Here is a 26,497-nt window from a genome sequence, read left to right as displayed (position 1 = left end):
GAAAGTTAAAGGTGGTTTCTCAATTCGTGAGCTGGAATTATACAAGGAAGATGCTTAAAAGAAGCTGAAGGAAAGGAGGGGTGTGAAAAATTTTAGAGATTTTTTGTTGTGGGTTTTATCAAATTTTATTTTGCAGAAATTTACCTTAATATATAAGCAAAAACAAAATTTATTTAGCGGACGAAGCAGTAAATTTAGCGCTATCGTCCGCTGAAAATAAGGAAAATTTAGTTCGCCATCAAGCTCATTATAAATTCTTTGAGCGAAATTTTATCGTTTACCAGCAGATCGTCACTACCGACATCGTGTTTAAATTTCGCACTCATATACTCGCCATCTTTGACAAAAAGCGAATTCACGCGCTCTTCAAAAGGCTTGATACCATCCATCATCTGGTTAAAGTCGCTATCGGCCATCAGCCCCTTATACGCGCTTAAAAACTCCGTTATAGACGCGGCTTGCACCTTTATCTCTCCGTCAAATTTAACCGCTTTTAGCGCCGTTTGGATATCTACGTCGTCATGCAGTGTTTTACTTTCCGAGCCAAGCCCTGACGCATCGGCTACGGCGTTAAATTTTAGCTCCTTGCCGCTTGGGTTTTTAAAGCTAAAATTTTTAATCTCCATCACGTAGTTTTTACTCATCAAAATTTTATAAAGAGCCGACTCTTTCGGGTCGGTGACATACATCGCCATCGCTTCTTTGTTTACGTTTTTCTCGTTTAGGCTCAAATTTAGCTGCTCAAGAACCTTTTTGCCGTCCACGTCAAGCGCCCCTAGGCTCACGTCGGTAAGGGTATCGAGGAGATTTGCGTCTGCGTTTTGCTTTGTCTGCGCTAAAAAAGAAATGCCCGCAATGCCGACCGATTTTGGAAAATCGTAGCCCTTGGCGCTATTAAAGCTCATTTTATCGGTCTTTACTCCGATTTTAGCTATATTTTCGTAGGCGGTTTGTATGTTTATAAATGAGATTAGATCGTCAAAGCTCTTAAAGTCGTTAAGCTCGATGAGCGCGGAGGCGTTTTCTATATCGAACTTATCCACGCCGTCCGTATCGCCGCCGCTAACTTTACCGACGCCGATTTCTAGGGATTTTATCTTATTTTCTTTGATTTGGGCCTTTGCAAAAGGCTTTGAGATAACAAAGTCCGAATTTCTCTCTTCTACTTTGATCTCGGCCAAATTTAGCGTTACGTCGCGGGTTTTATCTAAATTTATCAATACGTCGGCGCTCAAAAACTCGTCCGTGCCAAATATCTTTTTAGCTTCGGAGGCAGCTTCGGGCGTTAGAGCCTTGATATCGCTGTGCGCCTTAAATCCGCTAAAAATCTCGGCAAATCCGTGCTTTAGCGTGGTTTTAGCCTCAAATTTTACCGGATCTTTGCCGCCGGTTAGCTCAAACGTAAGCGTCGCACGCGAGCTAAACAGCCCTTTGTCGTACTCGTTTTGCGTCACGTTTGCCTTTAGATCGATAAACGGCAAGCGCAGAGTTTCGCCCGTTAGCCTAGCCACGCCCCTATCGTAGGACTCTTTAGCCTTAGACGAGCCGTAAAACGCGACGCCCAAAACCGCAATCAAAACGACTGCAAGCGCAAATATAATCTTTTTCATTTTTTCCCTTGATTTTAAATTTTACTTCGTCGCCGCGATGAGCTCGATCTCGACTAGACCGCCTTTTGGCAGCGTTTTAACGGCGATCGTACTTCTGGCAGGATACGGCTCGTTAAAAAATTTAGCGTAGATTTCGTTTACCGCCGCAAAGTCCGCAATATCGGCTAGAAAAATCGTCGTTTTTACCGCGTTTTCAAAGCCAAGCCCCGCCTGCGTCAAAATCGCTTTTAAATTTAGCATCGATTGCTCGGCTTGAGCCCTCACGTCCTCGCCCGCAAATTTGCCGCTAGGAGTCACGCCAAGTTGCCCTGAAATAAACAAAAATCCGTTTGCTTCGATCGCCTGCGAATACGGTCCGATCGCTTGCGGAGCATCTTTTGTAGAGATAACCTTTTTCATTTTCGTCCTTTGTAAAATTTGGGCGAATATTACCCAATTTACGGCTAAAAAAGCAAATTTCGCTATAATTTCCCGTAAAAAGGCGCTAAAAATATGAAAATCACCCTTGCTCCAAACGAGTTTTTAGACGATTACGTTCTTGGCTGCGAATTTGCGAAAAACGCCGAAATCTCGGGCAATGCGTATCTGTTTTGGAGCGGCGCGATCTGCGCTAAATTTGAAAACTCGCGCATCGTTTTTCTGCATAAAAAATGCATTCCCGCTCGTTTTCGCGAGGCGGCCGCACGCTGTAGCGATCTAGCAGGACTCGTGCTCACGTCGGCATTTTGCTCGTTTACGACGCTAGCACCCTCGCACCTAGTCGCCAACAACGGTTCCAAACTCTATCCGCTTTTTGATCTACGCGAAATTTGCGGGATAAAATTTATAAATTTAAAGAAATTTTACGACGACTTCGGACTTGACTACGACTACAGAATTTACATCGAAAAGTGCTCGTTTTTCTCGCCTGCGCCGCTTGAAAAGCGCATAAAGCTAACCGAGACGATGTGCCTTGGGTATTATTAGATTTGACTGCAAAACCCGCTCAAATTTGACCCAAGCCAAATAAAGCCAAATTTAATCAATCTTACCACGCCGCGCAAAAACCCGGTAAATTTAGCGCCGCCGTTTATCGGCCAAATTTACCTCGCCCAGTTTTGCTTATCTTGCTCGGTTACGGACGTGAGTTTGGAAAGACGCCTGCCAAGGAAGTTTTTCACGTCATCAACGATAGAATAAACCGTCGGCACGAAAACGAGGCTAAGTAGCGTAGAGGCCGCCAGCCCGCAGATCACGGCTACCGACATCGTCGCGCGAAAAGCCGCTCCCGAGCCGCTAGCAAACACCGCAGGCGCCATGCCCGCGATCATAGCTATCGTAGTCATCACGATAGGTCGCGCACGTTCAGCGCCAGAGCTTAGCAAAGCCTGCCTGACGCCGCTTCCGCGCAGGCGCTTTTCGATGACGAAATCAACGAGCAAGATAGAGTTTTTACCCACGATAGCCATCAGCATCAAGATACCGATCACAGAGGATAGATCAAGTGCGCCGCCGTAAAGTAGCAGACCGCCCGCCGCGCCGCCGATAGAGAGCGGAAGCGCGATAAATATCGTAGCAGGCTGCAAAAAATCGCGAAAAAGTACAATCAAAACCAGCAAAAACATCGTCACTCCAAAGCCAAGCGCGATACTAAACTGCTCAAACATCTCGCTCATATACTCGCTATCGCCGTACTCGGGCGAGGAGATGCTTGTCGGCAAATTTTGCATCGCGGGCAAGGCATGAATTTGCCCCAAAACTTCGCCTATGGTAAATCCAGGTTGCAAATCGGCCTCGACAGCGATCTTGCGACGTTTATCAAACCTCTCTATGCTAGCCGCACCCTGCGAATACGAAACTTCTGCCACGCTAGAGAGCGGCACGGCCGTCCCTGTCGCGCTTTGGACGTAAATTTTACGCAAAACTTCAAGATCGTTTCTAGCACCCTCCTCTAGGCTAACGCGGATAGGTACTTGGCGGTCCGGCAGGTCAAATTTTGCCGACGCCGCGTCCGTGTCGCCTACGGTAGCGATACGCAAAGCTTCGCCAACTGTCTGATGGCTCACGCCCAGCCTTGCGGCCTCTTTTTTGATTAAATTTACGCGGATTTCCGGCTTTTGCAGCGGTTCGTTTACTTGAGCGTTTTTCGCGCCCGCAACTCCGTTCATTTGAGATTTTATTAGCGACGCCGTTTGAGAGAGTGCATCCGCGTCGTCGCCTGCTAGGATGACCGAGATATCGCGCGCAGCCATCTCGTTAGCAAAAGCAAATCTCATATCGCTAAATTTAGCCAGCTCCGCCCGCAGTTCGTTTTCAAACTCCTTTTGCGTAACGGCGCGCTGCTTGTGCGGTTTTAGCGTGATTAGCAGCTCCCCCTTGTGCGTTTCGCCACCTCCTCCAGCGATAGCAAAAACCGACCAAACGGCAGGGTTTTCTTTGATGGCGCGCGTTAAATTTAAAAGCCTCTCATCGGTCTGCTCTAGCGTGGATCCGGGAGCTAGCGTGATATTTACGCTACTTCTGCCCGAGTCGCTTTGAGGCAAAAATCCCGTCGGCAAAAGCGGTATTAGCGCAAACGAGCCAAGCAGTAGCAAAAAGCCGATAAAGAGCGTAAATTTGCGGTGATCTAGCGTGAAAGTTAGTAAATTTAGATAGGCAGCCTTTAGTTTGCTCGCTTCGCGCTCCTCTTTGGTCTCGGGCTTTAGGATATAGGCCGCTAGTAGCGGAGTGGCTAGACGCGCGACTAAAAGCGAAGCCAAAACCGCCGCCGCAACCGTGATGCCAAACTGCCTAAAGTACTGCCCGATACCCCCGCCGATAAAGCTAACTGGCAAAAATATCGCCACTATCGTTAGCGTAATGGCAACCACCGCAAAGCCGATATCATCAGCCGCGTCTATGGCGGCTTGATAGGGGCGTTTGCCTAGAGTTAAGTGCTTTTTGATATTTTCTATCTCCACGATCGCATCGTCTACGAGTATGCCGATAACTAGCATTAAAGCCAGTAGCGTGATACCGTTTAGCGTGTAGTCCAGCAGATAAAGCGCCGCAAACGTCGGCAGAATCGAAAGCGGTAGCGACACGGCCGCCACTAGCGTCGCTCGGGCGTCTCGCAAGAAAATAAATACCACAAGCACCGTTAGTATCGCACCCTCGGCTAGCATCCAGATCGTTTGGTCGTAGCTTTGCTTAGTCTCGTTTGCCGAGGTATATATCTCGTCTATCTTTACTTCTGCATGCTCTGCGGTAAATTTAGCCAGCTCCTCCTCGACCTTTTGCATCAGGGCCGTGTCGCTGGCGCCTTTTGAGCGCGAGACGCTAAATCCCGCCGTCTCCAGCCCGTCCATCCTAGAGCGCGATCTAGGCTCAGCGTGCGAGTCCTCAACGCGAGCGATGTCGCCCAGACGGACGTTTCGGCCGCCGTCTAGCCAGATAGGAGTATCGGAAAGCTCCTCGACGCTCTTTGCACCGCCTGTTACGCGCAGGCTATTTTCCGCACCGTCTAAAACCGTCCTGCCCGCGGGCAAATCGGCGTTATTTTGTGCAAGCTGTTTGCTAATATAAGCGGCGTCTATCTTTAGCGAGCTAAGCGCGGCGGGATCCAAAAACACTCTGATCTCGCGCGTAACACCGCCTAGACGCTTTACCTGCTGAACGCCCAGGATCGCTAGCAGCCGCCTTTTTATCTCGTTATCTATCAGGTGCGATATCTCGCTTTGGTTTAAATTTGCGCTTCCTATAGAATAAAACGCCAGCACGCCGCCCTCGATGTCCACACGCTCTACTATCGGCGTATCGATACCGGCTGGTAGTTCGTCTCTGATCTGCGAGATAGCGTTTCGCACGTCGTTTACGGCTCGATCGACGTCCGTCTCGATAGCAAACTCCACTGTGGTAGCCGAGCTACCCTCAGAGATCGTAGAGCTAACGTGCCTCACGCCCGCTAGCCCGCCCACTGCATTCTCGATGCGCCTAGTAGTCGAGCTTTCCAGCTGCGTAGGCGACGCGCCCGCCTGCGTGACCGTGACGCTAACGATAGGGAAATTTACGTTTGGGTTTGCGTTTATCGGTAAGCGCAGAAACGACGCTACGCCGCCTAAGCTAAGCGCGATAAAAAGCACGATAATCGGGATGGGATGGCGAATCGCCCAAGACGAAATTTTCACTCAGCGCTCCTTTGCGCCGCTTCGCCGTCGTTTACCAGCGCGGCGGCTTTTAGCGCGACCTCATCGTCCTTGCTGACACCTGAAATCACCTGAACTAGCCCGTTTGCTCTAAGTCCGGTTTGGATTTTTCGCTTGACTGCTTTGCCGCCCTTTACTATAGTCGTAAACGCACCCTTTTCGGTAAAGGAAACAGCCTGCGCAGGTAGCGCTAATGCGCTAAATTCGGGCAGATCGATGACGACTTTAGCATATGAACCGATAAATTTCGCCTCGCCATCTAGCGAAATTTTGACCTTGCCTAGGCGTGAGCTCGTATCCATGCTCACGGGCACTAGCCGCACTTTGCCTTTCACAGCCTCTTTTACGTCGTAAATTTGAGCCTGAGCGCTCATACCGACTTTTATCTGCGCTAGCTCCCTAGCATCCGTATCTGCAGATAGCTCGATGACGCCGTCTTTTGCGATGTTAAACAAAGCCTCGCCGCTAGTTAGCGCGCCGATTTGGGCTTTTTTGGCCGTTACGACGCCGCTAACGGGCGCTATCACGCTAGCTTTGCCGAGTTGGTCTTTAGCTTCAGTGATCTGCGCGTCTATCTGCGAGATTTGCGCTTTAGCGGAGTTTAGATTCGCTCTAGCGCTTGCTTCTTTCGCATTTGCTTGTTCGAGCTCTTGCGAGCTAATAGCCTTTTTTGCGGCTAGGTCTTTAGCTCGCTTTAGCGCGGACTCAGATTCGCTAAAAGCAGCCTTGGCGGAGTTTAAATTTTGCTTTGCGACCTCTAGCGCAGCGGTTTGCTGGTCAAATTTCGCTTTTACGCCGGCATTATCCAGCAGGGCTAAAATTTGCCCCTTTTGCACATTTTAGCCGACTTCGACTAAAACCTCGGAGATTTGTTGACCTTGTAGCGCCGAACCTACTGCGACATCGTCTTTAGCGACCAGTTCGCCGTGTAAATTTAGCTTTGGGCTAAATTTTGCGATTTTGGGTGATACGACCGTGAGCTTTATCGCTTCGTCGTTTTGATTTTGCCTAGCGTCCGGATTTTGTTTATCTTGACGAACGCTTTGCTCGCTAGCGTCAGTGTCGTCTTTTACGCCCGCTTGAGCAGTTTGTTGCTCGGCCGTATTTTTCTCTGCTTGCGACGCTGCTTCCTGTGTCGATTTATTTTCCTGCGCAGCTGCGACGAAAATCAGCGCGAACGATAAAAAATACGCCTTTAAAAAATTACCGAGTTTCATAAATTTCCTTTGATATTAGTCTTAAAATTTACTATATTAGCAAAATTTAGGACCAAAAGTCAATCCAAAAACCTTGAAAATATTTTTGGATTTTACTAAAATTCACCCAATATAAAAAAAAGGGGGGGGTGGAAATAATGTACAACTTCGACGAACTGGGCAAAAAAATCGGCGATATCGACAAACGCATAGACATGCTGATTGCTAAAACTGGGCTTAGCTACAGCGAATTTGCAGTGCTTTATACACTCGCAAAAGACGGCCGTTCGACGCAAAAAAAGATCGGCCAAGAGTGGTTCATACCCAAGCAAACAGTCTTTAACGTCTGCAAGGATTTTCGACAAAAAGGGTTAGTGCAGATAGGCGAGCAAAGCGCGGATAAAAGGGAGCGCGCGATGAGTCTCACGCAAAAAGGGCACGACGTAGCAGACCCTATAGTGCGCGCTAGCGATGAGCTGGGCGAGCGGGTATTTGCTAGGCTCGGCGAAAAAACGCCCAGAAGCTATTTTTGTTGCTGACGCGCTTTTGCGAGATTTGCGACAAAGAGATCGAAAATACGCCCGATCTCCAAACGGAAATTTAAGCTTGCTTATATCTAATCAAGTCATTTTTGTCGTATATTTTTGCCAAGAGGCTAGCAAGCACGAATCGGAGCTAACGGCAACCGCACGCAAAATACGCTAGCCAAAACACTATACACCAACGACATTTCCAGCTCTTCCTAAATTTACCTACTCGCTCGCCGTTTTTTGCACTCGGCGACTTAAATTCGAGCTTCAAGCGCACGCTTTAGAGCTCAAATTTCACAAATTTGCATTGTAAATTTATCAAAAAGTCGTCTTGCCAAATTTGCTGCTTAAATTTACTCGGCGACGGCGCAAATGCGGTTCAAAAGACCAAGTCGATTTGTCACAAATGCCTGCCAATTTATCTTTACATACGCACCTTAAATTTAGCATTTACAACCCATAAAATCGTCGCAATGTACCCCAAAAAACACGAGTAAATTTTGCCTGCTAAATTTTGACATGTCGCGAAAAAGTAGCTTAATAGTTTAAAGCCGTATCCGCAGGTCGATTTCTACCGCCCACTCAAACAAAATTCGCCGAGTCGTATCGCTCAAATGACACCGCCCTAACGACGACAATCGTCAAATTTATCCGCAAACGGCAAAATTTAATTTTCGTAACATTTTAGAAATTTATTTACGTTTTTACTCATATATATTAAATTTTGGCAGCTTAAATTTTAAAATTAACCAAAAAGTATAATACAAAACTCTATAATCGGTAAATTTAAAACCGAAAGGAGAAAAAATGAAACTATTTTCAGCTCTAGCTCTATGCGCGGCGATGATGATCAGCGCGCAGGCAGCGGAAAAGTACAAAATCAAGCTCGCCTCCACGTACGAGAGCAACGTGCCAGTACTAGGCGACGCTCCAAAGAAATTTAAAGAGCTCGTGGAAAAGATGAGCGACGGCCGTATCGAGGTTCGCGTCGACTATCCGTCCAAGCATAAGGCGGCGTTTGCGCTGCTTGATATGGTTAAAAACGCCCAGTACGACGCGGCTTTTACCGCGAGCTACTTTTATAAGGGCAAGGACGCTAAACTCATGCTCTTTACGACCGTGCCTTTTGGTATGAACAAGGCCGAGCAAGACGCCTGGTACGCGTACGGCGGCGGCAAGGAGCTCGCGCAAAAGGTCTTTAACGAGTACGGCATCGTGACATTTCACGGCGGAAATTTCGGCATGCAAATGGGCGGCTGGTTTAAAAAAGAGATCAAGAGTACGGACGATCTAAAGGGACTAAAACTACGCATGACCGGGCTTGGCGGCGAGATAATGGCAAAGCTGGGAGTCAATATAAACACGATCCCGATCGGCGAACTATACATGGCGATGGAGATGAACACGATCGACGCCGTCGAGTGGGTCTGCCCTGCGATCGATATAAATTTCGGCTTTCAAAAGGTGGCTAAATTTTACTACACCGGCTGGCAGGAGCCTGCGAGCGAAAATGAATTCTACATCAACAAAAAACTCTGGGACAAGCTACCGGCCGACCTTCAAGCTATCGTAGAGACTGCGACCAAGGCCGTAGCGGCCGATGTGTACGAGTCTGCCGTCTATCAAAACTCGCTGGTCCTTGATAAAATCAAAAGCGAGCATCCGGACGTGAAAATCGCCTCGTTTCCGCCCGAGATCATCGCCGCGCTGCGCAAGGCTACGGATGAGATCCTAGACGAGCTCTCGGCCAAAGACGCGACGTTTAAAGAGATCCTAGACTCACAAAAAGCCTTTATGAAAAAGGCCAGGGTCTGGACACAGATCTCCGAAAACAGCTACATAAACAGCACCGCAGAGTAATCTCTGCTAAATTTAACGAGCCGTCCGAGTAAATTTGACGGCTCGATGGCTAACGTAAATTTGAGATTAACGCCGGTTCGCTCAAATTTGACTCGTAACTTATTACGGCAAACCCAATCCCGCAAAGATGAGTAAAATTTAACCTCAATAACGCCAAAATCACTCAAACACCTAAATTTAAAGGAAAGCCATGAAAAATGTGTCTAAAATTTGCCTTTTGGCGGTAGTTTTTTGCGGTCTTGGCGGCGCAAATCTAAGCGCTCAAACGACGAAAGCCGCGCTAATGGAAAAAACGGTAAAAGAATTTTACCAAACAAACTACGGCGACGGCGAAATACAGCCTATCACCTCAGAGTGGCTGACTCCCGAGCTTGACGGGCTCATTTACGATCAGTTCGGCTCTGCGCTGGGACGTCTGAGCGGCATAGAGCACGTATCGTCCGATCTGGAGGCCGATCCTTTTATAGACGCGCAGGATATTGACGAGCTCAAAAACTTTAGCGCAAAGGCGGTCTCAGAGAACGAGGTACGAGTAAAATTTGAGCTGTTCGGCGAAAAACGGGATATAACTTTGCGCCTAATTTGCGACAAAGATTGCCTAGTAGGCGGCGTAAAGCTTAGCGACGGGGACTCTTTAAAGAATAAGATTAAGAAATCTTTAAGAGCGGCGTATCCGAGCAATTACGGCAAAATTTTTAAAGAGTGAGAATAAAATTTGAGGGTTTAACGCGCCGTTTGGTTTCAAATTTACCCATAAAGAGCGGCGCGTAGATCTAGGCGCTAGCTAGCGATAGCCCGCGCCTAGAAATTTATATTTTTTTATACGGAGCTTGTCCTACTTCGTAGAAGTTATTGCCCTCGCTATCTATCGCTACGATAGCAGGGAAATCCTCGACCGTGAGTCTCGCGATCGCCTCTGGGCCAAGCTCGGGATAGGCTAGCACTTCGTACTTTTTGATACTTTGGCTGATTAGCGCGCCCGCACCGCCAATGGCGACCATATAGACACAGCCTGATTTTTTCATCGCTTCGACGACGGCCTCAGAGCGGTAGCCCTTGCCGATCATGCCGTTGATGCCCACTTCGTTTATCATCGTCGGAGTGTATTTGTCCATGCGTCCGCTAGTAGTCGGTCCCGCAGCGCCTATGACGTCGCCAGGTTTTGCGGGGCTTGGTCCTAGGTAGTAGATCGTCTCGCCGGCTAAATTTACGGGCAAGGCCTCGCCGCGAGCCAAAGTCTCGGTTAGCGCCTTGTGCGCGGCGTCGCGAGCTGCGATGATGGTGCCGCTTATTAGCACGTTGTCGCCCGCTTTTAGGCTTTTTACGACATCTTTATCAAACGGCGCGGTTATCTTTTTTACTTCTGACATCTTTTCTCCTTAAATTTCAGCTTCGGCGTGGCGAGCGGCGTGGCAGTTGATGTTGATAGCGACCGGTAGACCCGCGATGTGGGTCGGGTACCACTCGATATTTACTTTGACCGCGGTCGTGTCGCCGCCTAGTCCTTGCGGTCCGACGCCCGTTTTGCAGGCGAGCTCTAGCAGCTCCTCTTCTAGTTTGGCGTATCTAGGATCGGGGTTTTTGCTGTCTGCGGAGCGAGCGGCTGCGTATTTTGCCATTAGCGCGGCCTTGTCCATCGTGCCGCCTATGCCTACGCCGATCACCATCGGAGGGCAAGCGTTTGGACCCGCTAGCTTAACGGTGTCTAAAAATACCTTTTTCACGCCCTCTAGGCCGTCTGCTGGCACTAGCATTTTTAGAGCCGACTTATTCTCGCTGCCAAAGCCCTTTGGAGCGACTTTTATGTGGATTTTGTCGCCCTTTACTATCCTTACGTTTATGACGGCAGGGGTGTTGTTTGTCGTGTTTTTACGCTCAAAAATCGGGTCGTTTACGACGGATTTTCGTAGGTAGCCGCCCACGTAGCCGTCTTTTACGCCCTCGTTTATCGCATCTTCTAAAAATCCGCCCTCGATATGCACGTCTTGACCGATATCGACGAATACAACCGCCATACCCGTGTCTTGGCAGATCGGCGCGACGCGTTTCTGGGCTAGATCCGCGTTTTGGAGTACCTTGCCTAGGATGTCTTTGCCTATCGGCGAGCTCTCGTTTTCTTTAGCTTTTTCAAAAGCCGCTCTCATATCGGGCGTTACGACATAACAGGCCTCTTTGCAAAGCTCGCTGACGGTTTTGGAGATTAATTCCGCTTGAACTACTCTCATCTGTCCTCCTATGTTAAATTTGTTTTATAAATTTCAAAATATAAAATTTAATTTTTATCTCTTGTTAATTTTAGCGAAGTTTATCAAAATAAGCTAAAAAGTTAGATTAAATTTACGGGTTTTTGAGAGGATACAGCAGAAAAATCAGCGTAAATTTAGCGAGGCAAATTTAACGTCAATCCTGCAAGGCTTAGCCGAGCGGCGGCAAATTTAAAGCGATGCGGCAAGCTAAAATTTGACGAAACGGCTTAAATTTGAGCTGATTTACGAACGAAGTAGAGTCTTTCAAATTTAGATCGGTTTAAATTTGAGAAGCCATTTGCGCGCCTAAAATTTCAAAAGCCAAATCCGCCCTCAAATTTACGCCCCGCTCGCAAAAGCAAGGCGCAAATTTACTCAGTCCTCGTCCTCTTTTTCTTCGATTTTTCTGCGCACTTTGACGCTTGAGATGCTAGCGCCGTCCATCTTGCGCACCTCGTAGTAGCAATTCTCGTCCTCGATCTTGTCACCCACGACCGGCAAGCGACCGATGAGATTAAAGACATATCCGCCGATCGTAAGCTCCTCCGTCTCATCGGCAAAGCTAATCCCCATCAGCTCCTCGACGCTCTCTAAGTCAAAACGCCCCTGAAACTCGTAGATATTTTCGTTGATCTTTTTGTAGTGCGGGTCGGCGTCGTCGTGCTCGTCGTTAAAGTCGCCCAAAATTTCTTCCATGATGTCTTCCATCGTAAGAAGCCCCGCCGTGCCGCCGTATTCATCCACGACTAGGGCGGCGGAGATTTGCTGCTTATTCATCATAACGAGGATTTTAGATATCGAGAGGTTTTCGGGCACGATGACGAATTTACGTACGATGCTGTCAAATTCGTGCTTTTTGTTAACTGTATCAATCTGCAAGATATCTCTGATATGGATCATGCCTAGTATCGCGTCCTTGCTACCGTCGATGTAGGGGTAGCGCGTGTATTTGGAGTCAAAGATCACTTTGATATTTTCTTCGTAGCTTTTTTGCTTGTTTATGCAGACCATATCGCGGCGCGGAGTCATGATCTCTTTGGCGACCGTGTCGGAGAAATCGACCGCATTTTTAATGATCTCGGTCTCAAAGCTATCTAAAACGCCGCCCTTTAGGCTCTCGCCCACGATGATTTTTATCTCCTCTTCGGAGTGGGCTAGCTCGCTCTCCTTGGCTGGTTTGATGCCTAAAATTTTAAGAGAAACGCCCGCTAGAAAATCAAAAGTCTTGATAAGCGGCGAGAAAACAACCCAAAATACGTGCAATGGACGCGCGATGGCTAGGACCGCTTTTTCGGATTTTGCGATGGCGACGGACTTTGGTACCAGCTCGCCTAGCACCACGTGCATGAGCGTTATCAGCGTAAACGCGATCGCAAACCCGACGGTATGGACTAAAATATCGCTTAGATTAAAGTATGTTTTTAGCGGTTCCTCAATCAGTCTAGCGACCGCAGGTTCGCCGATCCAGCCAAGAGCCAGCGAGCTTAGCGTGATGCCTAGCTGCGTGGCGGAGAGGTATGTGTCGAGATTGTTTGACATATCAAGCGCGGTTTTCGCGTTTGGCACTTTGTCCTTTACAAGCTCCTCTAGGCGGGTCTTGCGGACTTTGACGATGGAAAATTCTGATAAGACGAAAAAAGCGTTTAGAAATACGAAAAAAATCGCAAGAGCGATCATAAAAAGCGAGTCGGCGCTACTGGGGTGCAATTAAAATCCTTAAAAAATTAAAATGAAATGCGGCGATTATAGCAGAAAATCGGGAATTTTAAACTGAAAGCGCATTTTTGCCGCCTCTAGCGCGAGCGAGTGCCGCGGGGCTATTTTGCCGCGTTTTGGTGCTTTTAGTTGCGTGCGTGCCTTGCTTTCGGCTTAAATTTGAGCGCAAATTTAACCTCCGCGCTAAACTTGTAATACAAATATTGCTTATTTTATGCGAGCTTTGGCTCAAATTTGCGAAATTTATTTAAATTTGAGTCCAAATTTGACACGCCAAAACCCGCACCGCAAAAATACCGACGGTTAAATTTATAAAATTTAAGCCAAGTTTACGCCGTCAAATTTAACAGCAAATTTGACGCGTTTAATTCTAAAACTGCGGTTTGCCGCCGTTTGCCTTCGCGCCATTTACGAAGTCGATCGCTATTTTCTGGCAGGCCTTTTTGTCCTTTTTCTCAAGGCACAGCGTCTCAAGCTCCTCGCGGCTCATGCCCTTGTAATCAGCCAACGTTTTGGTCGTACCGCCCATATAAAGCCACGCAAGAAACCCCAAAATAAACAGGATAAAAATTAGTCTCGCCACGCCCACTCCTTTGCGAATTTATTTTTAATGATACGGCCGCTGGGGTTAAATTTAGCTTGATTTTGCGCTAAATTTGACGAGGTGCGGTGCTCAAATTTTAAAAATAGCCTCATGATAGATTTGGCAAAATCCGTATTTATACAAACGAATAAAACCGCGAAAAGTCGGCAAATTTACGCCGACTATTTTAAATTATTTTACCTTTTTGCCGTTTTTATAGCTTGCAAAAACTTCGCTCGTACCGTCCTTTTTAAACGCGATCACATCATAGTCCTCGACGATGCCGCCCTGCTCCATGCCGGGGCTTCCCAGCGGCATGCCCGGCACCGAGATACCTACGACGTCAGCCGGTTTAGCGGCTAAAAGGGCTTTTATTTCTTCGGCCGGTACGTGCCCCTCGATAGCGTAACCTCCGACTATACCGGTGTGGCAACTAGATAGCTCCAGCGGAACGCCGTATTTGTTTTTCGTTTCGATTATCGCGTTCGTTTTGTGCTCTACGATTTCAAAGCCGTTTTTTTTCATTATCTCGCCCCATTTTCCGCAACAACCGCAGTCCGGGCTTTTATAAACTTCAATCGTCTCGCCACCTAGCACCGCCGACGCAAGCGCCGTAAGTAGCGCAAATCCCAAAATAGTCTTTTTCATTTTCATCCTTTGTAAAAAATTCGCCGGATTTTAACGTAATACGCATAACAGCAATCTAACGCGCATAAATTTAGCCTGGTTTTGCTATACTTTGCGACTAAATCTCAAATTTAAAGGCAAATAGATGTTTTCGTCGTTTTTCGCGAATAAAAAATGCGCCGTATGGGCGTATTTCGGGCTCGCGGCGTTGCTAATATCGACCTACGCGCAAGTGCAGATGATAGTGCTTCTAAACAACTGGTACAAGGACTTTTACGATATCTTGCAAAACGTCAAAGATCACACGATAGAGGATTTTTGGACTTGCGTGCTTAGATTTGCCAAGATCGCCTTCCCGTACGTCCTGCTTGCGACGATGACGAACTATTTTACGCGCCTTTGGACGTTTAAGTGGCGCGAGGCGATGACGTTTGACTACATAAAATACTGGCGAAACGTCAAAACCGACATCGAAGGCAGCTCGCAACGTATCCAAGAGGACATCTACCGTTTTGCTAAAGTGGTGGAAAATTTAGGCTCGCAAGTAGCCGACGCCGTGATGACTCTCATCGCCTTTATACCGATACTTTGGGCACTCAGCGGTCAGGTCGATATACCGGTGCTCGGCAAAAGCGAAGGCTCGCTCGTGTGGATCGCACTAACGGTCAGCATCGGAGGACTAGCGATCTCGTGGTTTGTAGGCATTAAGCTACCGGGACTTGAGTACAACAACCAAAAGGTAGAAGCCGCATTTAGAAAAGAGCTCGTATACGCCGAAGACGACAAGGCAAACTACGGCGCGCCCGAGAAACTCGAAGGGTTATTTCACGATCTAAAACGAAATTATTACAGGCTATTTTTGCACTACGGATACTTTGATATCTGGAGATATATGTTCGGTCAAAGCATGGTCATCGTCCCGCTCATCGCGATGGGTCCTAGCGTGCTCGCAGGCTCGATAACTCTGGGCGTGATGATGCAGGTCGTAAATGCCTTTTCTCAGGTGCGTGGGTCGCTTGCGGTGTTTATGAACAACTGGACGGTCATCACGGAGCTGCGCTCTATCCACAAAAGGCTTAAGGAATTTGAGAAAAATATCGAGTACAAGCGCGCTAAGCTGGATGAAAATTTACAAAGCGAGCAGGCGTAAATCAGGCTCTTTTAAATTTAGCTTTTGCTTGCGCGACGACTCGGGGTTATTTGGCTCGCGCTCGCGCCGGCGGCGGCCCAAATTTAGCGTTTCGGACGCAAATTTGACGGATAGCTTGGCTGCAAATTTGGCAAATTTGACGAACTTTTAGCTTTATTTAAATTTGATGCACACCAAATTTGACGGCTCGCGGGAGACGGTTAAATTTTAGTTTGCGCGTCCGAGCCGTCTAAAGCAGACTCAGGCACGAAAATTTGCCAAATTTGACCCGCACAAATTTAATGCAGATCCGTAAAACCGCCAAAAATAAAACTCAAATTTACCCGCCGTTTCTTTACAAATTTGCCGCCGTTAAGCCAAATTTAAACGCCTATTTACGAATTTATAGCTGTTTTAGCGGTATAATCGCCAAAATCTCGCAAAGGATGAAAAATGACGATAAGAAAAATTATTTTACTCGCCGTGTTTACCGCGACGATGCTGACGGGCTGCTTCACTAGCTCGACTAGCGGCGGCGCGCTGGGCGAAAACAGACGCCAGATGTTTTTAGTCGGCGAACAGGAGATGAACGAGGCCGCAGCCAAAGCCTACGTGCAAACGCTTAGCGGCGCGCGTAAAAAGGGTGCGCTAAACATCGATCCCGTGATGACCAAAAGAGTGCAAGACGTCGCCAAACGCCTGATCTCGCAGGTCGGGGCGTTTAGAGAGGACGCGCTCAAGTGGAAATGGGAAGTAAACGTGATCGACGAAAACACGATAAACGCGTGGTGTATGCCCGGCGGCCGTATCGTCGTGTATAGCGGCATCATCAAAAATCTATCGCTCACAAACGGCGAGCTAGCCGCAGTCATGGGACACGAGATCGCGCACGCACTGCGTGAACATAGCCGCGAGCAGGCCAGCACGGATATGCTCAAAAATGTCGGCATTTTCGCCGTTTCGCAGGCTGCAGGACTGGGCGATCTAGCTACCGGCGCTATGAATATGGCCGCACAGTACACCATCTCGCTACCGTTTTCTCGCTCCCACGAGCGCGAGGCCGACCACATCGGCACCGAGCTGATGGCACGCGCGGGCTATGATCCTAAAGAGGCGGTGAACGTGTGGGTCAAAATGTCGCAAAAAAGCGGTGGCAGCGTGCCTGAGATACTGAGCACCCACCCGTCTAGCCAAAGCCGTATCGCCGATCTGCGCGAGGTCGCGGCCAAGCTCGAGCCCGTATATCTGCAAGCTAAAAAGTAAAATTTAGCTTGCGTGTCAGCTCTTTTAAGCGCTTGCGGTTGGCCGTTTGAGACGGCCACGTGGGTGTTTAAGGATATTTGTAAGGCGGATAGAGGAGTGCAACAAGCTCAGACAATGTCCGTCGTATCTTAAAAATTTAAACTCTTATTTCAAATTCGCCGCTCAAACGGCGGCTTTTTGATTTGATTTAAAAGCGGCAAATTTAACCGCGCGTGATTTTGTATGGATTTTTATTGAGTTGTATTTTGCCACCTTACATCCAATTTACGTATTAAATTATCACGCTTTTTGCTTACGTAAAACGGCATATAACGAGTGCGATGTTAATTAATCTCCCGCATCGCATCAAGCCTTTTCAAAAACACTTCTATTTTATGCAGCTGCGCCGCATCTAGCGCTCTGCCCGAGTAAAAATACTCCACGCTGTTGCCGTTTGGATAGTAAATTTTACCGCTGTTTCCGTCGTACTCTTCTGCACCCTGCTCGTCGCCACCTTTCTTGCCTTGCTCGCTGCGAGCGCTTTCATCGCTCCCCTCGCACTGCCTGCTCTTACCTCTTGCGTTCTGTCCGCCGCCTGCATCTAGCTCTTCCGCGTCAAATTTACACGCCAGTTCCGAAAAATCCTCGCCACAAGCAAGCTTTAGCCCACCGCCTAGCTCGCTTGCAAGGCGGTTTAGAGTGCCGTCGATACCGTCGATGATGCGCACGTGAGACGGCAAGATTTCGCGCAAAACGTCCTTAAAATAGTTAAAATGCGTGCAACCAAGCACGAGCGAACCCAGGCGCTCAAGCTCAAATTTAGCTAGCTCCTCCCGCAAATACGCCCAAACCGCAGGCGAGTCAAACTCCAATTCCTGCGCAAACTTCACAAGGCGCGGTAACGCCAGGCTCCACGTCTCGCACTCCAGCCGCCCCACGAGGCGCGCTAGCTTTTCGCCGGCGATCGTTAGCGGCGTGGCGATGAGCAGCGTCGGGCGCGTGCCGAAACTATCCGCAGCGAGCTTGACGGCGGGCTCCATGCCGATGACTGGCACGCTAAATGCGCCACGGAGCTCCGATATAGCCGCGCTCGTGGCGGTGTTGCAAGCAACCACGACCGCGTCCGCGCCGCGCGAGACCAAAAACCCGACCGCATCAAGGCTAAGGCGCACGATCTCGGCCCTGCTTTTCGTGCCGTAGGGGACGTGATCCTCGTCGGCAAAATACAAAAACTCCGCTCCGCTAAACCGCCGCAGAGCCTCAGCCAGCACGCTCAGCCCGCCGATACCCGAGTCAAAAAACGCTATTTTCAAATCTCTATCCAAGGTTAAATTTAAAAAGAGATTATAACTCAAATTTGCGGCGATTTCGCCTTTGGACGCAAATTTTGCCTTTTTGCGGTTGCCAGACCCGCGCCTTTACCGACGTTCAAATTTGACGTTTTCGCTGCTGTTTTTAATTAAATTTGGCGTAAAATCGTTTAAATTTAACACAAGACTCAAAATGCAAGAAAAACTCGTCGCCGCAAAATACGAAATCTCGCGCGCCGTCAAGGCCGATCTCGCCGCCATCACGCGCATTTATAACGCAAGCGTTTTAGAGCAAAACGCCACGGCCACGCTGCGCCCGGTTAGTATAGAGGAGCGCGAAGCGTGGTTTGACGCGCACGAGGCGGCAAATCGCCCGATATACGTGCTGCGCGAGATTTGCGACGCAAATTTGACGAGCGAGGACGGCGAAACCTTTGAGGCTGATTGCGAGAGAAAATTTGACTCGAAGGGCGCAAATTTGGGTGCACAAAAGCCGAGCGTCACAAACCCAAAAGGCGAAATCTTAGCCTGGGGCAGCCTTAGCGACTATCATCCGCGCGAGGGCTACCGCATCACCGCCAAGATCAGCGTCTACGTCGCACCTGAGGCTCGTGGCAAGGGGCTTGGCGGACGGCTCGTAAATTTTATACTCGAAAACGCGCCTAAATTTGGCGTCAAAAACATCGTCGCGCTGATATTTTCCAGCAATGCCGCTAGCCTAAATTTGTTTGCCAAATTCGGCTTTGCGCGCTGGGGCGAACTACCAGAAGTCTGCGACATGGGCGGCAAAATCGAGAGTCTAACGATACTGGGCAAAAAGCTAGGATAAATTCTGCTACCACAACTAGGCAAGAAGAAGTGCTTCTTTGATACGCTAAAATTTGGTCCAGCAAGACAAATGGAAGAATTTAACAATAGTCCAATTGTCCACATAAAACCCATTAGTTTTCAAGCCTGTGCCAAATCAAAGCAAGGAGAAAGCAAACAAAGCGTGGCGCTATCTGCGCGACGGATACAAAAATTTTACGCTTGATTTCAAGGACCGCTACTCCACTGTGCGCGCCAAACAGCAGTTCATCCTCTTGTGGGATCACTCAGATTTCTACGGCGAGTTTTTCATCGCCAGCGTGCCCGACGACATCAAAGCGAGCTGAAGCGCGGCAAGCTTTAGCGATGCCGACAATCTGCTTTCGACCGAGTTCGTGCCGAGCTTCGACGAGTCTCTAGGTGTAAAAGATGGCAGAGACGTAAGCGACTACTACGTCACGGGCATGGATGCGCAAGGCGGGTTTGTTTATCTACTCTCGAAGCAATACTCAAGCATCCTAAAGCTCGATCCGCGCAGCAGAGAGATCGTGGAAGTTTATGGCTTTAAAGGCACAAACGACGCGCATACGCTAGCTATCAAGGATGGAAAATTTTACGTCGCGACGAGAGAAAACGGAGCAAATAAAGTTTTCGTTTTTGAGAGATAAAATTTAAGCCGTCTTTTGGGCGGCTTTTATTTCTTTAATTTCTGTAAAAAATCAATATCTTTATTGCTGTTTCTTTTTTTAAAGCTTTCTAAAATTTTCTTTTCGACTTCAGGCGACCAATATATTTGTAGATTTTCCTTCGCTCTAGTTATTGCTGTATAAAAAATATTATGCGTTATCATTTCATCAACTTCGCTACTTATTACTACTTTTACAGTTTTGTACTCCAAACCTTGTGCTTTATGAATTGAAATAGCGTATGCCACATGGAACGGTACGATAGTTTCTTCATCATTATTTTCAGGATTCCCCTCCTCATCAGCCGTTCCGTATTGATTAACATAAAATTTTATCACCGATTTATCGCTGTTCTCCAATAACTCAAAATCATACTTTTGTGCATCTAGTCCAGTTATTGATTTTTCAAGTTCGATGCTAAACCAAATTTGTTTTTCTTCAGGCTCGATATTAATAATTTTTCCTTTCATATTATTGTAAATAAGCGGTTTAAATCTTTCTACCTCATTAAACAAAATGGGATCGCCGATCTTATATCTATGAAGACCCCATTCTACAGCTTTTGCTTTATTGTTTTCTTGCAAAATAGTATTTAGGTTATTAACCATATAATCCATCGTAATTAAGACATAAAACAATCTCATCATCACTAGCTTCAAAACTTAAATCTTCTAATTTTTGCGAATAGCTTTCTCTTTGTAAAATTTCACTAATACAATCACCAAAACTTCTTACTTCATCCCAAAGTTTTAAAAGTTTTTTGTCTTTTGTTCTATATGTTTTTTCTAATGTAAAAGTTGCTTTATCAAGAAAACTCTGAGCGATTTTAAACCAATTGCCAAATGATATCGCTTCTATCTGATATATGTCTCCTACTAAAAGAATGAGCTTAAATTTTACTTTATTGAGTACTTTTTGCATATCATCATTACTTATTGTACTACATTCATCGATAATTAGAACATCGCATTTTGTGTCTGTACCCGCTATTAATTTAGCGACTGTTTTAAATTCACTATTTAGGCTCGCAGTAATACGTCTTTTTAAATTATCTACAGCAGTATTTGTATTGGCTAAAAATATTTTACTATGATCTTTAAAAAAGCGCGAGACATAATCAATTAAAGTTGTTTTGCCTGTGCCAGCTGCGCCATAAATCAAGGCGACTTTTGATTTCTCAAATAGATTAATAACAATATTTTCTTTTTCTTTATCATCAATTAGCGTCGAATTTTTCTTTATCCACTCTTTTGCAGAATTTGAGTAGTTTTGAATACCACCCTGCGTCAATTTGTCAAGCCCATCAATAATTTCGATAGATTTTTCGACATATTCTTTGATATAAAAGTGACTTTGAAATTCCTCAATTCTCCTACCAGTATGTCCTTTTAGATTCTTTTCGTTTCCTGTCCATAATTTTGAGTTAAAATGAGATCTTAGACCATCTATATTGTTGAAATTAAATTCCTTTTTATCAATAAATAGGCTTCCGCCATCTTCAATCCTGCTTTTGACCGCTCTAGCAAATAATTCATGCTCTCTTCCGCTTGTATATATGCATTCTAACAAATCATAAAAGCTAGGGTTGTGATTTATCAAAGATGTAGCAAACGGCATTTCCTCAAAGGGAAAGCATTTTGAATTTAGCTTTAAATCTGATAGGCATCTATCTTCATTATTTGGAAGTTGCTTTTTTATTACTTGATTACGTAAGTTATGCAGTAAATACCTAATTGTATTTCTACCATCTTTGGTAACTGCCTTTGCCTTATCTAAAATATCAAAAATATGCGAAACTTGTCCTTTAGAAATAATGTTTCTTTTTATATCTTGGTAATCATAACTATCAATCAAATCGACTAGGCTAATTTTCTTATGTGTCAAAAATCGCATTATTTCTTTATATTCATTTGTTTTATATATTTTTTGACTAAGCCCAAATATCTTACCAAAATTTTCCAATTCAGCCGGCCTAATGGCGACCTCCCAAGAATCAATTATTTTTACTTGCATTAATTTATCTAAAATTTCTATATTTTCATTATGAATCATAGATTAACGGCATAATTATCAAAAACTCTAAATTTACAAAATGCAATTAATTTATCAAATTTACTAAAATTATCTACTGCATTAACAAAAGTTACTTCATAATAAATTTGTCCTTTTACAATAAATGGCTTTATTTTTGTTATGTAGTAAACGCCGTTTTCTTTATGATAATTATTTAAAATACCCTGATTTTCTAGTTTATCTGCAATCTTTTCATAATATTCCATAAATTTCTTATCTAAATTAAGCGGGAATTTGTCAAGATTTCTAAGTACTTCAATATTGTATCGCTCTCCTAAAAAATTTTTACACTCGACCAAATACATAAAATACTTAAGCATTAAACGTTCAGATGAATTTTCACTAAGTGTGTAATGCGAGACAGATTTATCTAAAAAATTATGGAAACGAATTAAAAAAGTAAAATTTCCGCCCTTTGATTTGATGTATTTAATAGCATTTTCATTAATTGTCTGCTGATACTCATTAGTATCTATTTTTTCTTCGCCGGAGTGAATTTTTTGAAAAATATACTCTACTAAATTTCTAAGCTGAGATAAGATAACTTGACTAACGAATCCTCGTTCATCACACAAGTTATTATTCGCAAGATTTTTATCTATAATTTCACAAGTTCTTAAGATTTGACCATTAAAATCCATTTCTATCCTTAACAAAAATACTATTATTCTATAAAAGATTGTTCTTTGCAAAACAATAAGTCGGATTCTTGTATGGGGCTAAAATATACCAAAAGCCAAACACAATAAACACCATTGGGCAAAACCCAGCTTCGCCGCTCAAATTTAGCCTACTTTACGCTATTTTCAGCCTTAAATTTAGCCAAAAGCTCCTCGTCGCATTTAGGGCAGTATTCGTGCTCGCCGCTGATGTAGCCGTGCTTGGCGCAGACGCTAAAGACCGGCGTTATCGTGATGTATGGCAGCTTGTAGTTATTTATCACGCCGCGCACGAGGTCTTTGCATGCTTCGGCCGAGCTGATCCGCTCCTTCATGTATAGGTGCAGCACCGTGCCGCCCGTGTAGGAGCTTTGCAGTTCGTCTTGCAAATCAAGCGCCTCGAACGCATCGTCGGTGAAATTTGCCGGTAGCTGCGTGGAGTTGGTGTAGTAGATATTTTCGCCAAAACCGGCCTGGATGATGTCGGGATAGCGCTTTTTATCCTCTTTGGCGAAGCGATACGTCGTGCCCTCGGCAGGCGTGGCTTCGAGATTATAAAGGTTGCCGGTGCTCTCTTGAAACTCGCGAATTTTACCGCGTAAAAACTCGATCATCTCGATCGCAAACTCTCGCCCAAAATCAGTCGCGATGTTTTCTTTGTTGTTCGTGAAGTTTCTTAAAAGCTCGTTCATGCCGTTGATGCCGATGGTGCTAAAGTGATTATTAAAGTGCTTTAGATAGCGCGCGGTATACGGATACAGGCCGCGTTCGTACATTTCCTGGATAAATTTGCGCTTTTTTTCAAGCGTAGATTTAGCTAAATTTAGCAGATATTCAAGGCGTGTGTAGAGCCCCTTTTTATCGCCTTTATATAGATAGCCTAGTCGAGCTAAATTTAACGTCACGACGCCGATACTGCCCGTCATCTCTGCACTACCAAACAGCCCTCCACCGCGCTTTAGCAGCTCGCGTAAATCTAGCTGCAAGCGGCAGCACATCGAGCGTACGTGTCCCGGCTTATAGGCCTTGTCGTTTGCGATGCGGTTGCCGTTTTCATCAACTGTGTACTGAGAGCCGACGAAATTTTGAAAATAGCTCGAACCCATTTTTGCGGTGTTTTCAAAAAGTACCTTCGCCACCTCGCTGTCCCAGTCGAAGTCCTCGGTGATATTTACGGTAGGGATCGGGAAAGTAAACGGCTGTGAGCACTTGTCGCCCTCGGTCATGATCTCGTAAAAGGCCTTATCTATGCGGTTCATCTCGGGCTCAAAGGCGCGGTAGGTCATATCGGTTAGCTTGTTAAAGCCGCGTTTTTGCGCCTCTTTAGCTAGCTCATCGTCCTCAAGGTCGCTAAATATATGCCTATCCTCGCGCGTCGGGATCTGATCGCGTAGATCACTCGGGCAGGTGATGTCGATCGTTACGTTGGTAAACGGACTCTGACCCCAGCGAGCCGGCACGTTTAGGTTAAAGATAAAGCTCGTTATCGCCTTTTTGATCTCTTTATCGCTTAACTTGTCGCGGAAAACGTAAGGCGCAAGATATGTGTCAAAGCTACTAAACGCCTGCGCGCCAGCCCACTCGCTTTGCAAAATGCCGAGGAAATTTGCCATCTGATATAGCGCCTCTCTAAAGTGCTTTGGCGCCTTACTCTCGACCCTGCCGCGCACTCCGTTAAAGCCCTCGTTTAATAGCGCCCTAAGGCTCCAGCCAGCGCAGTAGCCGGTAAGACAGTCTAAGTCGTGGATGTGATAGTCGCCGTTTCGGTGCGCTAGGCCCTCTTCTTTGCTATACACCTTATCTAGCCAGTAGTTGGCGATGACCTTGCCCGCGGTGTTGTTAATGAGGCCGGCGTTTGAGTAGCTGGTGTTTGAGTTGGCGAGAATTCGCCAGTCGGTGCCGTTGATGTACTCGCTGATGGTTTGGGTGGAGTTGATGTAGGTGGTGTCTTCGTTTAGTCCTAAAATTTGCTCGCGCTGAAGCTTGTGCGTGTGGCGGTAGAGCATAAAGCTCTTCATCACGTCGAAGTGTCCCGCGTTAAAAAGCGCCTTTTCGATGTAGTCTTGCACGTCCTCGACGCTCAAAACTTCGCTGTCAAACACGCGCCCCATCACGTCTAAAAAGACCTTGTCGTCGTACTCTTTAGACTCGCTTTCAAAGGCTTTTTTGATCGCGTCTTGGATTTTATACGGGAGGTATTCTTGCTTCGTGCCGTCGCGTTTTAGGATAAATTTCATTTCATTCCTTACGTTAAATTTTGATGATAAATTTGACGAAAGTATAGGCAAAGTTGGCTTAAAATTTAGTGACCGAAATTTGCTCTACGGGCATTTTGAAAATGTCATTTTTAAGTTTAAAATCACTTTGAAAGCACGTATATTTGGGGATTTTATAGAGGGCTATTAAAATTTAACACAAAGCCGTTTTTGATAAGAGATATTAAATTTGAGCAAATTTAAAATAAAGATAAAAAACAAGCGAAAGTTCAAATTTGACGAGATTTTGCGGGAGTTAAATTTGGTAAATTTGAGGGAGAGAGAGTCCCGCCGTAAAATTCGGCGGGAAAGTTTTTATTCGTCGTATCTTAAGAAAATATCCTCGCCGCCTTTTGCAAGGTTTAGGATACCTTCGCCGCGTTTAAACGTTATCTCTGTACCGATATCGTCGTTCGCTAGTCTTACGCCGCTTGCAGTGACTGCGTTTTTAAGGTTGATTTTGTGACCTTTGCTGTCTTCTAGCAGGGCTGTGTTAAATTTATCGGTAGAGCTTAGTCTAACGACGTATTTCGGGTCGTTTACGCCTGTAAATTTAATAACTTCAGCTTCTGATTTGGTGATTTGTGCTTTGTTTGCGCTCTCGCTTTTGTGCGCGTGGCAACCGCTAAGCATAGCAACTGCAGCAAAAGCCGCCAAAGATGAAACTAAAAACTTCTTCATTTTCGTCCTTTTTTGTGAAATGAGACTCGAATATTACTTCAAAATAGTTTATATAAAGTAAACTTAGCCAAGAAGGAGTCGTTGCTCAAGGCTAAGTTTACTCGCGGACTTACGCTTGTTTAGAAAAATAAGCCACCGCAAATTTATCGCCGCTCTTAAAAAACTAGCGAAACCGGCGAATTTTTGGCATTAATGGCAGCCGCAACCGCAGCAAGATTTAGCGCCGCCGTGAAGCTCGGAAACGTAAAATTTAACCGAATTTAGCCCCTCTTTTAACGCCCACTCGTAAGCGCTCGAGACGAAATCCCAATTGATGTTTTCAAACAACTTCTCCAAATACGCCGGGCGCGCATTTCTGTGATCTACGTAGTATGCGTGCTCCCAAACGTCCGCGACTAGAAGTGGCACCAAGCCGTCCGTTACCGGAGTTTGCGCGTTGCTAGTTTGTACGATCTGCAGTTTGTCCTCCTTTGGATTATAAACTAGCCATGCCCAGCCTGAGCCAAAAAGCGTAGTCGCAGCCTTTAAAAACTCCTCTTTAAAATTTGGAATATCTTTTTCTAGGCGTGCCTTTAGCTCGTCGCTCATTTGGCTTTTTTTCGCGATACAATCCCAGTAAAAGTCGTGGTTATAGACCTGAGCTGCGTTGTTAAACAGGCCGCCGGAGCTTTTTACCAAGATATCAAAGAGGCTAGCGCCCTCAAACTCGGTACCTTTTATCAAATTATTTAGGTTATTGATATAGGTTTGGTGGTGTTTGCCGTGGTGATAGTTACAGGTTTCCTCGCTTACGACGGCGTTTGCTTTCGGATCGAAAGGCAGTTTTCTAAGTTCAAACATAATTTTTCCTTTGTAATAAAATTTATCCGTATTATAGCAATAAAATAGTAATTAATTTATTAACGCACAAACAAACCCGCCGATGCTTCCGTTTTATCAAATTTAACTCGTCTCGCCGCACAAGGAGGTCAAATTTGATAAAAATAATGTGTATTTTCGTAACATTTAGTCTTTTTAACATTATATTTTACTTTGGCCTGCTCTCAAATTTGACAGTCAAATTTGAGATAGTGTTACATATTTACACATATATTTGAAATTTATTGCAAAAAGTCGAAACATTT

The 26,497-nt window shown here is 45.9% G+C and carries 28 protein-coding genes; 11 read left to right on the top strand and 17 right to left on the bottom strand.

Annotated elements, in window-relative coordinates; genetic code table 11:
* Nucleotides 1–82 precede the first annotated feature (82 nt).
* A complete protein-coding gene (locus tag CSUNSWCD_RS11890; protein ID WP_009494923.1) occupies nucleotides 83–214 on the top strand; it encodes a hypothetical protein in 132 nt (43 codons plus the stop codon).
* Between the two features lie 13 nt (nucleotides 215–227).
* Here CSUNSWCD_RS11890 and CSUNSWCD_RS05815 read toward each other — a convergent pair whose 3' ends face one another.
* Entirely contained in the window at nucleotides 228–1,610 is a 1,383-nt protein-coding gene (locus CSUNSWCD_RS05815) for a DUF945 family protein (protein WP_009494922.1), read from the bottom strand.
* A gap of 21 nt (nucleotides 1,611–1,631) precedes the next feature.
* Nucleotides 1,632–2,009: a RidA family protein gene (locus tag CSUNSWCD_RS05810; protein WP_009494921.1), complete on the bottom strand. Its 378-nt coding sequence runs from the start codon at nucleotides 2,007–2,009 to the stop codon at nucleotides 1,632–1,634.
* A gap of 93 nt (nucleotides 2,010–2,102) precedes the next feature.
* Between CSUNSWCD_RS05810 and cheQ the strand changes: the two genes are divergently transcribed.
* A complete protein-coding gene (gene cheQ, locus CSUNSWCD_RS05805; protein ID WP_009494920.1) occupies nucleotides 2,103–2,576 on the top strand; it encodes a cheVAW transcriptional regulator CheQ in 474 nt (157 codons plus the stop codon).
* 116 nt (nucleotides 2,577–2,692) lie between these two features.
* Here the strand turns inward: cheQ and CSUNSWCD_RS05800 are convergent, their stop codons facing one another.
* The 3 genes from CSUNSWCD_RS05800 to CSUNSWCD_RS05790 are packed head-to-tail and all read right to left on the bottom strand — an operon-like array spanning nucleotide 2,693 to nucleotide 6,990.
* On the bottom strand, nucleotides 2,693–5,755 hold the full coding sequence (locus tag CSUNSWCD_RS05800) for an efflux RND transporter permease subunit (protein ID WP_009494919.1): 3,063 nt from the start codon (nucleotides 5,753–5,755) through the stop codon (nucleotides 2,693–2,695).
* Nucleotides 5,752–6,609 carry an efflux RND transporter periplasmic adaptor subunit gene (locus CSUNSWCD_RS05795; RefSeq protein ID WP_009494918.1) on the bottom strand — a complete coding sequence of 286 codons (858 nt, stop codon included), beginning with the start codon at nucleotides 6,607–6,609 and terminating at the stop codon, nucleotides 5,752–5,754. The genes CSUNSWCD_RS05800 and CSUNSWCD_RS05795 overlap by 4 nt, the downstream gene beginning before the upstream one ends.
* A 3-nt stretch (nucleotides 6,610–6,612) precedes the next feature.
* The gene (locus tag CSUNSWCD_RS05790; RefSeq protein WP_009494917.1) at nucleotides 6,613–6,990 is read right to left on the bottom strand and encodes a hypothetical protein; all 378 of its coding nucleotides are present in this window, start codon (nucleotides 6,988–6,990) and stop codon (nucleotides 6,613–6,615) included.
* 137 nt (nucleotides 6,991–7,127) lie between these two features.
* On the opposite strand from CSUNSWCD_RS05790, the gene CSUNSWCD_RS05785 reads away from it, so the two are divergent.
* The 3 genes from CSUNSWCD_RS05785 (at nucleotide 7,128) to CSUNSWCD_RS05775 (ending at nucleotide 10,065) form a co-directional block, all read left to right on the top strand.
* Nucleotides 7,128–7,508: a MarR family winged helix-turn-helix transcriptional regulator gene (locus tag CSUNSWCD_RS05785; protein ID WP_009494916.1), complete on the top strand. Its 381-nt coding sequence runs from the start codon at nucleotides 7,128–7,130 to the stop codon at nucleotides 7,506–7,508.
* A 798-nt stretch (nucleotides 7,509–8,306) separates the two neighbouring features.
* Complete coding sequence (locus tag CSUNSWCD_RS05780) at nucleotides 8,307–9,359, top strand: TRAP transporter substrate-binding protein (protein ID WP_034964425.1); 1,053 nt, start codon at nucleotides 8,307–8,309, stop codon at nucleotides 9,357–9,359.
* A 190-nt stretch (nucleotides 9,360–9,549) separates the two neighbouring features.
* A complete protein-coding gene (locus CSUNSWCD_RS05775) occupies nucleotides 9,550–10,065 on the top strand; it encodes a YqhG/Tai3 family protein (protein ID WP_009494910.1) in 516 nt (171 codons plus the stop codon).
* A 103-nt stretch (nucleotides 10,066–10,168) separates the two neighbouring features.
* Here the strand turns inward: CSUNSWCD_RS05775 and CSUNSWCD_RS05770 are convergent, their stop codons facing one another.
* The 5 genes from CSUNSWCD_RS05770 to CSUNSWCD_RS05745 all read right to left on the bottom strand — a co-directional run bounded on the left by CSUNSWCD_RS05770 (nucleotide 10,169) and on the right by CSUNSWCD_RS05745 (nucleotide 14,552).
* The gene (locus CSUNSWCD_RS05770) at nucleotides 10,169–10,729 is read right to left on the bottom strand and encodes a Fe-S-containing hydro-lyase (RefSeq protein ID WP_009494909.1); all 561 of its coding nucleotides are present in this window, start codon (nucleotides 10,727–10,729) and stop codon (nucleotides 10,169–10,171) included.
* Between the two features lie 9 nt (nucleotides 10,730–10,738).
* Nucleotides 10,739–11,584, bottom strand: a complete 846-nt coding sequence (locus CSUNSWCD_RS05765) for a fumarate hydratase (protein WP_009494908.1) — start codon at nucleotides 11,582–11,584, stop codon at nucleotides 10,739–10,741.
* A 396-nt stretch (nucleotides 11,585–11,980) separates the two neighbouring features.
* Entirely contained in the window at nucleotides 11,981–13,312 is a 1,332-nt protein-coding gene (locus tag CSUNSWCD_RS05760) for a hemolysin family protein (protein WP_009494907.1), read from the bottom strand.
* Nucleotides 13,313–13,691: 379 nt separating this feature from the next.
* Complete coding sequence (locus CSUNSWCD_RS05750) at nucleotides 13,692–13,904, bottom strand: hypothetical protein (protein ID WP_009494905.1); 213 nt, start codon at nucleotides 13,902–13,904, stop codon at nucleotides 13,692–13,694.
* 192 nt (nucleotides 13,905–14,096) lie between these two features.
* Complete coding sequence (locus CSUNSWCD_RS05745) at nucleotides 14,097–14,552, bottom strand: DUF411 domain-containing protein (protein WP_009494903.1); 456 nt, start codon at nucleotides 14,550–14,552, stop codon at nucleotides 14,097–14,099.
* 124 nt (nucleotides 14,553–14,676) lie between these two features.
* Here CSUNSWCD_RS05745 and CSUNSWCD_RS05740 point away from each other — a divergent pair, with 124 nt between their 5' ends.
* The 3 genes from CSUNSWCD_RS05740 (at nucleotide 14,677) to CSUNSWCD_RS05730 (ending at nucleotide 16,923) form a co-directional block, all read left to right on the top strand.
* Nucleotides 14,677–15,681, top strand: a complete 1,005-nt coding sequence (locus tag CSUNSWCD_RS05740) for a putative transporter (protein ID WP_009494902.1) — start codon at nucleotides 14,677–14,679, stop codon at nucleotides 15,679–15,681.
* Complete coding sequence (locus CSUNSWCD_RS05735) at nucleotides 15,653–15,832, top strand: hypothetical protein (RefSeq protein ID WP_009494901.1); 180 nt, start codon at nucleotides 15,653–15,655, stop codon at nucleotides 15,830–15,832. Before CSUNSWCD_RS05740 ends, CSUNSWCD_RS05735 begins: the two co-directional genes overlap by 29 nt.
* 281 nt (nucleotides 15,833–16,113) lie before the next feature.
* Entirely contained in the window at nucleotides 16,114–16,923 is an 810-nt protein-coding gene (locus tag CSUNSWCD_RS05730; RefSeq protein ID WP_034964421.1) for a M48 family metallopeptidase, read from the top strand.
* A 323-nt stretch (nucleotides 16,924–17,246) separates the two neighbouring features.
* On the opposite strand, the gene murI is transcribed toward CSUNSWCD_RS05730, so the two are convergent.
* Nucleotides 17,247–18,215 carry a glutamate racemase gene (gene murI / locus CSUNSWCD_RS05725; protein WP_034964446.1) on the bottom strand — a complete coding sequence of 323 codons (969 nt, stop codon included), beginning with the start codon at nucleotides 18,213–18,215 and terminating at the stop codon, nucleotides 17,247–17,249.
* Between the two features lie 190 nt (nucleotides 18,216–18,405).
* On the opposite strand from murI, the gene CSUNSWCD_RS05720 reads away from it, so the two are divergent.
* The 3 genes from CSUNSWCD_RS05720 (at nucleotide 18,406) to CSUNSWCD_RS10885 (ending at nucleotide 19,687) form a co-directional block, all read left to right on the top strand.
* Nucleotides 18,406–19,041, top strand: coding sequence for a GNAT family N-acetyltransferase (locus CSUNSWCD_RS05720; protein ID WP_100223846.1), 636 nt, complete (start codon nucleotides 18,406–18,408; stop codon nucleotides 19,039–19,041).
* 127 nt (nucleotides 19,042–19,168) lie between these two features.
* Complete coding sequence (locus CSUNSWCD_RS10890) at nucleotides 19,169–19,366, top strand: hypothetical protein (protein ID WP_009494896.1); 198 nt, start codon at nucleotides 19,169–19,171, stop codon at nucleotides 19,364–19,366.
* Between the two features lie 48 nt (nucleotides 19,367–19,414).
* Nucleotides 19,415–19,687, top strand: a complete 273-nt coding sequence (locus tag CSUNSWCD_RS10885; protein WP_009494895.1) for a hypothetical protein — start codon at nucleotides 19,415–19,417, stop codon at nucleotides 19,685–19,687.
* A gap of 26 nt (nucleotides 19,688–19,713) precedes the next feature.
* On the opposite strand, the gene CSUNSWCD_RS11540 is transcribed toward CSUNSWCD_RS10885, so the two are convergent.
* From CSUNSWCD_RS11540 to sodB, 6 genes are all read right to left on the bottom strand, one after another.
* Entirely contained in the window at nucleotides 19,714–20,313 is a 600-nt protein-coding gene (locus CSUNSWCD_RS11540) for an ATP-dependent DNA helicase (protein ID WP_051990301.1), read from the bottom strand.
* The gene (locus tag CSUNSWCD_RS11535; RefSeq protein WP_009494893.1) at nucleotides 20,306–21,757 is read right to left on the bottom strand and encodes an AAA family ATPase; all 1,452 of its coding nucleotides are present in this window, start codon (nucleotides 21,755–21,757) and stop codon (nucleotides 20,306–20,308) included. Before CSUNSWCD_RS11535 ends, CSUNSWCD_RS11540 begins: the two co-directional genes overlap by 8 nt.
* A complete protein-coding gene (locus CSUNSWCD_RS11020) occupies nucleotides 21,754–22,419 on the bottom strand; it encodes a hypothetical protein (protein ID WP_009494892.1) in 666 nt (221 codons plus the stop codon). The genes CSUNSWCD_RS11535 and CSUNSWCD_RS11020 overlap by 4 nt, the downstream gene beginning before the upstream one ends.
* A 149-nt stretch (nucleotides 22,420–22,568) precedes the next feature.
* Entirely contained in the window at nucleotides 22,569–24,674 is a 2,106-nt protein-coding gene (locus CSUNSWCD_RS05705; RefSeq protein ID WP_009494891.1) for a ribonucleoside triphosphate reductase, read from the bottom strand.
* Nucleotides 24,675–25,007: 333 nt separating this feature from the next.
* Nucleotides 25,008–25,373, bottom strand: coding sequence for a hypothetical protein (locus CSUNSWCD_RS05695; protein WP_002950507.1), 366 nt, complete (start codon nucleotides 25,371–25,373; stop codon nucleotides 25,008–25,010).
* A gap of 189 nt (nucleotides 25,374–25,562) precedes the next feature.
* Nucleotides 25,563–26,213, bottom strand: a complete 651-nt coding sequence (sodB, locus tag CSUNSWCD_RS05690) for a superoxide dismutase [Fe] (RefSeq protein WP_009494889.1) — start codon at nucleotides 26,211–26,213, stop codon at nucleotides 25,563–25,565.
* Nucleotides 26,214–26,497 lie beyond the last annotated feature (284 nt).

Origin of the sequence: Campylobacter showae CSUNSWCD, assembly GCF_000313615.1 — a bacterium.
GTDB classification, from domain to species: Bacteria; Campylobacterota; Campylobacteria; order Campylobacterales; family Campylobacteraceae; genus Campylobacter_A; species Campylobacter_A showae_A.
The sequence above is the reverse complement of the archived record's forward strand: the minus strand, read 5'-3'. Positions and strand labels throughout refer to the sequence as shown.

Coding starts and splice junctions, on each gene's coding strand:
- CSUNSWCD_RS05780 (WP_034964425.1), top strand. CDS start 8,307: ATGAAACTATTTTCAGCTCTAGCTCTATGCGCGGCGATGATGATCAGC.
- CSUNSWCD_RS05735 (WP_009494901.1), top strand. CDS start 15,653: ATGAAAATTTACAAAGCGAGCAGGCGTAAATCAGGCTCTTTTAAATTT.
- CSUNSWCD_RS11540 (WP_051990301.1), bottom strand. CDS start 20,313: ATGGTTAATAACCTAAATACTATTTTGCAAGAAAACAATAAAGCAAAA.
- CSUNSWCD_RS05770 (WP_009494909.1), bottom strand. CDS start 10,729: ATGTCAGAAGTAAAAAAGATAACCGCGCCGTTTGATAAAGATGTCGTA.
- CSUNSWCD_RS11020 (WP_009494892.1), bottom strand. CDS start 22,419: ATGGATTTTAATGGTCAAATCTTAAGAACTTGTGAAATTATAGATAAA.
- sodB (WP_009494889.1), bottom strand. CDS start 26,213: ATGTTTGAACTTAGAAAACTGCCTTTCGATCCGAAAGCAAACGCCGTC.
- CSUNSWCD_RS05765 (WP_009494908.1), bottom strand. CDS start 11,584: ATGAGAGTAGTTCAAGCGGAATTAATCTCCAAAACCGTCAGCGAGCTT.
- CSUNSWCD_RS05745 (WP_009494903.1), bottom strand. CDS start 14,552: ATGAAAAAGACTATTTTGGGATTTGCGCTACTTACGGCGCTTGCGTCG.
- CSUNSWCD_RS05705 (WP_009494891.1), bottom strand. CDS start 24,674: ATGAAATTTATCCTAAAACGCGACGGCACGAAGCAAGAATACCTCCCG.
- cheQ (WP_009494920.1), top strand. CDS start 2,103: ATGAAAATCACCCTTGCTCCAAACGAGTTTTTAGACGATTACGTTCTT.
- CSUNSWCD_RS05695 (WP_002950507.1), bottom strand. CDS start 25,373: ATGAAGAAGTTTTTAGTTTCATCTTTGGCGGCTTTTGCTGCAGTTGCT.
- CSUNSWCD_RS05730 (WP_034964421.1), top strand. CDS start 16,114: ATGACGATAAGAAAAATTATTTTACTCGCCGTGTTTACCGCGACGATG.
- CSUNSWCD_RS05810 (WP_009494921.1), bottom strand. CDS start 2,009: ATGAAAAAGGTTATCTCTACAAAAGATGCTCCGCAAGCGATCGGACCG.
- CSUNSWCD_RS05775 (WP_009494910.1), top strand. CDS start 9,550: ATGAAAAATGTGTCTAAAATTTGCCTTTTGGCGGTAGTTTTTTGCGGT.
- CSUNSWCD_RS05790 (WP_009494917.1), bottom strand. CDS start 6,990: ATGAAACTCGGTAATTTTTTAAAGGCGTATTTTTTATCGTTCGCGCTG.
- CSUNSWCD_RS11535 (WP_009494893.1), bottom strand. CDS start 21,757: ATGATTCATAATGAAAATATAGAAATTTTAGATAAATTAATGCAAGTA.
- CSUNSWCD_RS05720 (WP_100223846.1), top strand. CDS start 18,406: ATGCAAGAAAAACTCGTCGCCGCAAAATACGAAATCTCGCGCGCCGTC.
- CSUNSWCD_RS05785 (WP_009494916.1), top strand. CDS start 7,128: ATGTACAACTTCGACGAACTGGGCAAAAAAATCGGCGATATCGACAAA.
- CSUNSWCD_RS05740 (WP_009494902.1), top strand. CDS start 14,677: ATGTTTTCGTCGTTTTTCGCGAATAAAAAATGCGCCGTATGGGCGTAT.
- CSUNSWCD_RS05815 (WP_009494922.1), bottom strand. CDS start 1,610: ATGAAAAAGATTATATTTGCGCTTGCAGTCGTTTTGATTGCGGTTTTG.